Genomic DNA, 6,147 nt, shown 5'->3' with positions numbered 1-6,147 from the left:
AGGATGGCTTAAGTTACAAGCCATCCTGGAAGGCTACGATTTAGCAAAATCTCTTGAGCCAGACTTGTGATCAAGAGACAGCCAATGAGTGCATTTTTATGAGCTGCACGCGCTTTTGCTATTTCTTGCTCAAAGCCTGGTGTATTTGACGTGATCTCGAGTGCGTTTATGCCCGCATTAACTAAACAATCAATTAATGGTGCTACATCACCTTGTTGCTTTAAGCGCAGTATGGCGACTAATTTGTGTTGCTTTATTTGGCTACTTACTTTTGTTCTGTTGGCATCTAAAATTTGGGTCATAATTATAATTCACTTAATTTAATGCAAAGGCGTTTGTATAAACGGCTAGGCTTAATATACGACTAAACATTACTTTTGCCCATAAAAAAACCGCTGATATATCAGCGGCTTTTATTGTATGAGTAATATTACATTACGCGCATACCAGGCTCTGAGCCGTCATCTGGGTTAAGAATATAAATTTCTTTTCCGCCAGGGCCTGCTGCTAATACCATGCCTTCAGACATACCAAAGCGCATTTTCCGAGGTTTAAGGTTAGCAACCATAACGGTTAGCTTGCCTTCAAGATCCTCTGGAGCGTAAGCTGATTTAATACCCGCAAACACTTGGCGAGTTTCGCCGCCTAAATCAAGTGTTAGCTTAAGTAGTTTATCTGCGCCTTCTACGTGTTCTGCTTTAGCAATTTTAGCTACGCGTAAATCTACTTTTGCAAAGTCATCAAACTCTATTTCGTCGCTAATTGGCTCTTTTGCAAGTGGGCTGTTAGGGTCAATAGTTACTGTTGGCGCTAAGCTTTCTTTAGATTCTTCAACCATTTTGTTCACTTTATCCATTTCAACACGTTGCATCAACGGCTTAAATTTATTGATAGGGTGGCTTACTAGTGCGTTTTGAACGCCGTCCCATGCAAGGTCGTCATTTAAAAACGCTTGTACGTTATCGGCCATTTCTGGTAGTACGGGTTTTAAGTAAGTAATTAAAACGCGGAATAAGTTAAGACCAAGAGAGCACACTTCGTGCGCTTCTTGTTGCTTAGTGTCGTCTTTAATTAATACCCAAGGTGCTGCGCCATCAATAAATTGGTTTGCTTTGTCGGCAAGCGCCATTATTTCGCGAATTGCGCGGCTGTAATCGCGGTTCTCATAGTGTGTTGTAATGCTAGGTGCAGCCGCTTGAAACTCTGCTAACAGCTCTGGTTGCATAATAGTGCTGCTTAGCTTGCCATCAAACTTTTTAGTAATAAAGCCAGCACAACGGCTCGCTATGTTTACTACTTTACCTACTAGGTCTGAATTTACGCGTTGTGCAAAGTCTTCTAGGTTTAAATCAAGATCAACAATACCGCTGCTTAATTTTGCTGCGTAGTAGTAACGTAAGTACTCTGGGTTTAAGTTATCTAAATAAGTACGCGCTTTAATAAACGTACCCTTTGATTTAGACATTTTTTCGCCATTTACAGTAACAAAACCATGAGCGAATACGTTAGTTGGCTTTCTAAAATTAGCGCCTTCTAACATTGCTGGCCAAAATAAGCTGTGGAAATAAATGATGTCTTTACCAATAAAGTGATAAAGCTCAGCGTCTGAACCTTCAGCCCAAAACTCATCAAAGTTGATGCCTTTTTTATCACATAGGTTTTTAAAGCTCGCCATGTAACCAATAGGTGCATCTAACCAAACGTAAAAATATTTGCCCGGTGCATTTGGAATTTCAAAACCAAAGTAAGGCGCATCACGGCTAATATCCCACTGCTGCAGGCCATCGGTAAACCATTCGTCTAGCTTGTTAGCCATTTCTTGTTGAATAGTGCCCGAGTGTAACCACTCTTTTAGCATGCCTTCAAATGCTGGCAGGTCAAAAAAGTAATGTTCAGAATCTTTAAGTACAGGCTCTGCACCTGACATTACAGAACGCGGATTAATGAGTTCGGTAGGGCTGTATGTAGCACCACACGAATCACAACTGTCGCCGTTTTGGTTTTCAGATTTACACGTTGGGCAAGTACCAGTTACAAAACGATCGGGTAAGAAAATACCTTTTTCTGGATCGAATAATTGCGAAATAGTGTGCTTTTTAATATGACCGGCATAGTTTAGGCGGTTATAAATAAGTTCGCTTAATTCTTTGTTTTCTTGGCTATGCGTGCTGTGGTAGTTATCAAATTTGATATTAAAGTCAGCGAAGTCGCGTTGGCGCTCTATGCTCACTTGTTTTACCATTTCTTCAGGCGTGATCCCTTGCTTTTGCGCATTAAGCATAATTGGCGTGCCGTGGGCATCGTCTGCGCAAACATAATAAGCTTCGTGGCCCTGTAGTTTTTGAAAACGTGACCAAATATCAGTTTGAATATATTCCAATAAATGACCTAGGTGAGTAGGGCCATTTGCATAAGGTAATGCGCTGGTAATCAGGATCTTTCGCTGCGTCATAATCATTCCGAATTGAGGATAAAACGCCGTTTTTATTATACAAACGGCAATTATCATTAATTTATCTACAAGCTATCTGCTTAGAGTGCGCACAGCTTATGGATTTTTATTAATTGACTGGTGTTAATGCCCTGAATGTTACATAATTCCGTGGCACTTTTCATCAAAGAAACGCTATTTAATTGCTATGTTTGGACTGTCGAAACTATTCTCTTCTAAATCGGTGCAAAAACAACCGATTATTACTGCCTTAGCGGCATATCGTAGTGCGGCTTTTGCCGTCGGTATTGACGAAAGCTTCATTAATACTATTACTCAAAATGACGATAAATCACTACAAATCAAATTAACTCTGCCATTTGCTGGGCAATCAGAAATGCCTTTAGTTGAGCAACACGTATGTGAAAGCTTAAATGTGCCTGTAACTATTAGCGCCAAGGTTATCATTAAAGAGGCGGCTAAGTTTAAAGCGATTAAACATATTGTACTTATTGCCTCAGGCAAAGGTGGGGTAGGTAAGTCGACTACTGCTGTTAACTTGGCAGGCGCGCTTAAAAATGAAGGCGCAAAGGTGGGTATTTTAGATGCTGACATTTATGGCCCATCTATCCCAATGCTTTTAGGATTAGTGGGCGCAGAGCCCGTCACTAAAGATAACAAACAGCTACAGCCTTTTGATGCCAATGGCATTAAAGCGCAGTCAATTGGCTTTTTAGTCCCAAGCGATGATGCCACCGTATGGCGCGGGCCAATGGCTTCAGGCGCGCTTAGCCAATTGCTTAACGAGACTGATTGGGGCGAGCTTGATTACTTAATTGTAGATATGCCACCGGGCACTGGTGATATTCAACTTACAATGAGCCAAAAAGTACCCGCGAGCGGCACTGTTATTGTCACTACGCCGCAAGACTTAGCCCTTGCCGATGCGCAAAAAGGCATTGCCATGTTTAATAAAGTAAACGTGCCAGTGCTGGGCTTAATTGAAAACATGAGTTATTACATTTGCAGCCATTGCGGCGAAGCTAACCACGTATTTGGTAAAGACGGCGCACAAAAACTTGCGCACAAGCACGGCGTACCCGTACTTAGTCATATTCCTCTTGCAATAGATATACGCGAGTATTCTGAGCAAGGAAAACTTATTGCCAACGATAACGACGCGGCAATAAGCAAAACATACAGCGCAGCAGCGAGGCTTATAGCCAGCACGCTTTATTATCAACAGCATCACAATGCGATTGAAATTGTGATTACAGAAGATTAGTAAATAATGAGACTTTCAGACACACATATTAATGAATACCTAAGCGATGGTCGCATTGTTATTGAGCCTGCGCCAACAAGTGACATGATTTCAGGCGTAACTGCCGATTTGCGATTAGGTAATAAATTCAGAACTTTTAATGCACACAACGCGGCATACGTCGATTTAAGTGGTCCAAAAGATCAGCTAAATAAAGCCATGGAATCAATCATGAGTGAAGAAATAGTGCTTGATGAAGGTGAAGCATTCTTTTTACACCCAGGTGAACTTGCACTTGCTATAACACACGAAAAAGTAACTCTGCCAGCAGACATAGTAGGCTGGTTAGATGGACGCTCATCGCTTGCGCGTTTAGGTTTAATGGTGCATGTAACTGCGCACCGAATAGATCCAGGCTGGAGCGGTAATATTGTTTTAGAGTTTTACAACTCAGGTAAATTACCACTCGCGCTTCGCCCACTGATGAAAATTGGGGCTATGAGCTTTGAAATGCTATCGGGCCCGTGTGAAAACCCATACAACATCCGTAAAGATGCAAAATATAAAGATCAAAACAGTGCAGTAGCAAGTCGTATTAGTGACGATAAGTAACCACTAAATAAAGCTTTTATTCGTCCATTTTATGAAGCGCATAACCCAGTAGTGCAAAATACTGGTTAAGCGCTTCATTTGCTTTATTAAGTGGGTGCAACAAGTTTGCTAAGTATAAAGATGAAAGCTTTATACCTTTAATTCAATATTTACAATAATAGCCATTTATTTTAATAGTGAAGTGAGAATACAACGGTAATTAATGATTCTTCCCTTTGGTACTATCTATTCAAACAAATCTTTCTTTAAACGCCGTAGGGCTTAATCCGATTATCTTAATAAATACTTTGCGAAAACTGTTTACATCGTCATAGCCAATATTCAGAGCCACTCGCTCAAAACTGTGAGTGGTCGATTCTAATAGCTCACATGCCTTTTGCACTCTTATTTTTTGAATATACTGTATCGGCTTTAATGTTGTGGCATGGGTAAATTGTCGAAGAAATGTTCGCTCGCTCATACAGGCCAAAGCTGCTAGTACAGAAACATTCAGTGTTTTACTATAATTTGCTTGAATGAAATGCTGAACTAGTAATATTTGTTTATTCCCGTGATTAAGTTTTGGCGAAAAACTACCGTAATAGCGTTGTTCTCTTCTACCCGTATCAACGATAAGAAACTTTCCAAGTGTACGCATAACGTGTGGTTTTGTGAATTGAGCCACGATTTCTAGCCCTAGATCAATCCATGACATCAGCCCACCTGCGCTAATAATATCACCGTCATTAATTAGTAAACTTTCAATCTCAAGAGATACTTTAGGGAATGCCTCATGAAATTCATCAGCTAATTGCCAATGTGTTGTAGCAACACGATTATTTAATAAGCCTGTTTTGGCAAGTATAAATGCACCAGCGCAAGCAGAGCATAATATAGTCCCTTTTTGATGAGCCTCGTTGAGGTATTGCAACAACTTGGGTTGAGGCGTGAAGAAATAATCACCATCTAAGTTTGGTGGGAGAATAATAATATCATTTTGGCTCATCCCATCTAAATCTATATCGGGCTGAATGACCTTTACAGAGAACTGAACTTCAAGCTGGCTTTCTATAACTATCCTGTTTGCTAAAAAAAATAACTCTTTAAAGCCTTGTACTGCACTTTGTAGGGCGTTGGGGTAGTCGATAATTGTGATCTGAACATGCTTTGTCATTTTTAAACTGATTTATGGCTATTTCGCCATCGGTGTAATGAGTTGATGTTTTGCATAATAGTCTCAACAGATAACCTAAACAACATAAGAGAGATTATTATGTCTAACATAGCATTACTACTTATTGATTTACAAAACGATTATTACTCTACATTCGAAGGAGCTAAATGGCCTCTGTCTGGAACTGAAAAAGCCTCAGAAAATGCAGCAATACTACTAGCTCAATTTCGTGATAATGGTATGCCTGTAGTTCATGTTCGTCATGAGTTTCCTTCTGACGAGGCTCCGTTCTTTGTGCCTAACTCTGATGGTGCGAAAATCCATCCTACGGTTACTCCAATTGAAGGTGAGCCGGTCGTTTTAAAGCATCAAATAAATAGTTTTCGCGATACAGATTTACAAAGAGTACTAGAAGAGCTCAACGTTGAAAGGTTGATTATTGTTGGTGCTATGAGCCATATGTGTATTGATGCTGTCACTCGTGCTGCAGTAGATTTTGGCTATGAATGTCATGTAGCACATGATGCTTGTGCTACATTAGATCTTGAATTTAATGGGGTGGTAGTATCTGCACATAATGTTCATCATGCATTTATGGCTGCATTGAGCTTTGGTTATTGTAATGTTCAGAGCACAGACAAATTACTAGATTTAGTTCGCTAACCATTAGTACAGGTAATGGTTTAG

General features: G+C 40.2%; 6 protein-coding genes. 3 read left to right on the top strand and 3 right to left on the bottom strand.

The window, feature by feature from the left end; translation table 11 throughout:
- Positions 1-8 precede the first annotated feature (8 nt).
- Positions 9-302: a hypothetical protein gene (locus GQR55_RS16185; protein WP_240916892.1), complete on the bottom strand. Its 294-nt coding sequence runs from the start codon at positions 300-302 to the stop codon at positions 9-11.
- Between the two features lie 128 nt (positions 303-430).
- Positions 431-2,452 carry a methionine--tRNA ligase gene (metG, locus tag GQR55_RS16180; RefSeq protein ID WP_166421414.1) on the bottom strand — a complete coding sequence of 674 codons (2,022 nt, stop codon included), beginning with the start codon at positions 2,450-2,452 and terminating at the stop codon, positions 431-433.
- Between the two features lie 187 nt (positions 2,453-2,639).
- On the opposite strand from metG, the gene apbC reads away from it, so the two are divergent.
- Together apbC and dcd are read left to right on the top strand one after the other, a co-directional pair.
- Positions 2,640-3,716, top strand: a complete 1,077-nt coding sequence (apbC, locus tag GQR55_RS16175; RefSeq protein WP_165741044.1) for an iron-sulfur cluster carrier protein ApbC — start codon at positions 2,640-2,642, stop codon at positions 3,714-3,716.
- Between the two features lie 6 nt (positions 3,717-3,722).
- A complete protein-coding gene (gene dcd / locus GQR55_RS16170) occupies positions 3,723-4,307 on the top strand; it encodes a dCTP deaminase (protein ID WP_007582539.1) in 585 nt (194 codons plus the stop codon).
- A gap of 229 nt (positions 4,308-4,536) precedes the next feature.
- Here dcd and GQR55_RS16165 read toward each other — a convergent pair whose 3' ends face one another.
- Entirely contained in the window at positions 4,537-5,460 is a 924-nt protein-coding gene (locus tag GQR55_RS16165; protein ID WP_166421413.1) for a helix-turn-helix domain-containing protein, read from the bottom strand.
- Between the two features lie 99 nt (positions 5,461-5,559).
- Here GQR55_RS16165 and GQR55_RS16160 point away from each other — a divergent pair, with 99 nt between their 5' ends.
- On the top strand, positions 5,560-6,123 hold the full coding sequence (locus GQR55_RS16160; RefSeq protein WP_024592527.1) for a cysteine hydrolase family protein: 564 nt from the start codon (positions 5,560-5,562) through the stop codon (positions 6,121-6,123).
- The last annotated feature ends 24 nt before the right edge of the window (positions 6,124-6,147 follow it).

Source organism: Pseudoalteromonas sp. Z1A8, assembly GCF_011378855.1.
Lineage (GTDB): Bacteria > Pseudomonadota > Gammaproteobacteria > Enterobacterales > Alteromonadaceae > Pseudoalteromonas.
The sequence above is the reverse complement of the archived record's forward strand: the minus strand, read 5'-3'. Positions and strand labels throughout refer to the sequence as shown.

Bases quoted from the DNA above. Each gene is read 5' to 3' on its own strand.
- GQR55_RS16185 (WP_240916892.1), bottom strand. From the start codon at position 302: ATGACCCAAATTTTAGATGCCAACAGAACAAAAGTAAGTAGCCAAATA.
- metG (WP_166421414.1), bottom strand. From the start codon at position 2,452: ATGACGCAGCGAAAGATCCTGATTACCAGCGCATTACCTTATGCAAAT.
- apbC (WP_165741044.1), top strand. From the start codon at position 2,640: ATGTTTGGACTGTCGAAACTATTCTCTTCTAAATCGGTGCAAAAACAA.
- dcd (WP_007582539.1), top strand. From the start codon at position 3,723: ATGAGACTTTCAGACACACATATTAATGAATACCTAAGCGATGGTCGC.
- GQR55_RS16165 (WP_166421413.1), bottom strand. From the start codon at position 5,460: ATGACAAAGCATGTTCAGATCACAATTATCGACTACCCCAACGCCCTA.
- GQR55_RS16160 (WP_024592527.1), top strand. From the start codon at position 5,560: ATGTCTAACATAGCATTACTACTTATTGATTTACAAAACGATTATTAC.